Here is a 1,427-nt window from a genome sequence, read left to right as displayed (position 1 = left end):
GCTCGGCACGCTCGGCCTGTGGGCCGAGGCCGGGCCACGCCTCGCGCGCGCCGACAACGTGCGCTCCGCGCTCGCCTTCGTGGAGCGCGGCGAGGCGCCGCTCGGCATCACCTACCGGACCGACGCGCTGGCCTCGCGCAAGGTGCAGGTCGTGGCGCTGTTCCCGGCCGACAGCCATCCGCCGATCCGCTACCCCGCCGCGCTGCTGACCGGTGCCGGGCCGGCCGCCCACCGCTTCTACGAACACCTGTTCGGCGCCGAGGCGGGTGCCTTGCTGAAGGCCGCCGGCTTCTCGGCGCCCTGATCGCGCCGCGGCGCCCACCGGTCTGGCACAGTCGGGACCCGTTCCGACCGCCACCGCCCGCCCGCGCGGGCGAGACCCCCTTGACCCCGCTCGAACTCCAGGCCCTGTGGCTCAGCCTGCAGGTCGCAGCCACCGCGACCGCGCTGACGCTGCCCGTCGCGCTGCTGCTCGCGCTCGCGCTGGCGCGCGGCCGCTGGCCCGGCAAGGCGCTGCTGGAGGCCGCGGTGAACCTGCCGCTGGTGCTGCCGCCTGTGGTGATCGGCTATGCGCTGCTGCTGGGCTTCGGCCGCCAGGGCCCGCTGGGCCGCTGGCTGCACGAATGGCTCGGCGTCAGCTTCGTGTTCAGCTTCCGCGGCGCGGTGCTGGCCGCCGCGGTGATGGCGCTGCCGCTGATGGTGCGCGCGGTGCGGCAGGCGCTGGAGGCCGTCGACCGCGGTCTGGAGGATGCCGCGCGCACGCTCGGCGCCTCGCGGCTCGATGCCTTCGCGAGCGTGACGCTGCCGTTGGCCGCGCCCGGCCTGCTGTCGGGCGCGGTGCTGGGTTTCGCGGCCTCGCTCGGCGAGTTCGGCGCGACCATCACCTTCGTCTCCAACGTGCCGGGCCAGACCCAGACACTGCCGCTGGCGATCTACAGCGCGCTGCAGAGCGCCGACGGTGAGGCTGCCGCGCTGCGGCTGGTCGCGTGCTCGGTGCTGCTGGCGCTCGCCGCGCTGGCGCTGGCGCAGTGGAGCCACCGGCGCGTGGCCGGCTGGCTGGGGCAGCGATGAGCCTGCTGATCGACGTGAGCGTCGCTCGCGGCGACACCGGCGTGACGGCGCGCATCGACGTGCCGCCGCAGGGCATCACGGCGCTGATCGGCCGCAGCGGTGCCGGCAAGAGCACGCTGCTGCAGGCGGCCGCAGGTCTGCTGCGGCCGGTGACCGGCCGCGTCGCTATCGACGGCAGCACGCTGTTCGATGCCGCGTCCGGCACCGACCTGGCGCCCGGGGCGCGGCGACTGGGCGTCGTGTTCCAGGACGGTCGGCTGTTTCCGCACCGCGACGTGCGCGCCAACCTGCTCTACGGCGCCAAGCGCGCGCCGGCCTCCGCCGCTGGACCCGCGCTCGACGAGGTGGTGGCGCTG

At 75.7% G+C, this 1,427-nt stretch carries 3 protein-coding genes; all 3 read left to right on the top strand.

Annotated elements, in window-relative coordinates:
* The coding region (modA, locus tag x551_RS22160) for a molybdate ABC transporter substrate-binding protein (protein WP_036251600.1) at positions 1-304 on the top strand (304 nt) is incomplete at its 5' end.
* An 80-nt stretch (positions 305-384) separates the two neighbouring features.
* Positions 385-1,071 carry a molybdate ABC transporter permease subunit gene (modB, locus tag x551_RS22155; RefSeq protein WP_011831287.1) on the top strand — a complete coding sequence of 229 codons (687 nt, stop codon included), beginning with the start codon at positions 385-387 and terminating at the stop codon, positions 1,069-1,071.
* On the top strand, positions 1,068-1,427 hold a 360-nt coding region (locus x551_RS22150), incomplete at its 3' end, for an ATP-binding cassette domain-containing protein (protein WP_036251597.1). The genes modB and x551_RS22150, both read left to right, overlap by 4 nt.

This window comes from Methylibium sp. T29, from assembly GCF_000576205.1.
GTDB classification, from domain to species: Bacteria; Pseudomonadota; Gammaproteobacteria; order Burkholderiales; family Burkholderiaceae_C; genus Methylibium; species Methylibium petroleiphilum.
This window is presented reverse-complemented; position numbering and strand designations above follow the sequence as displayed.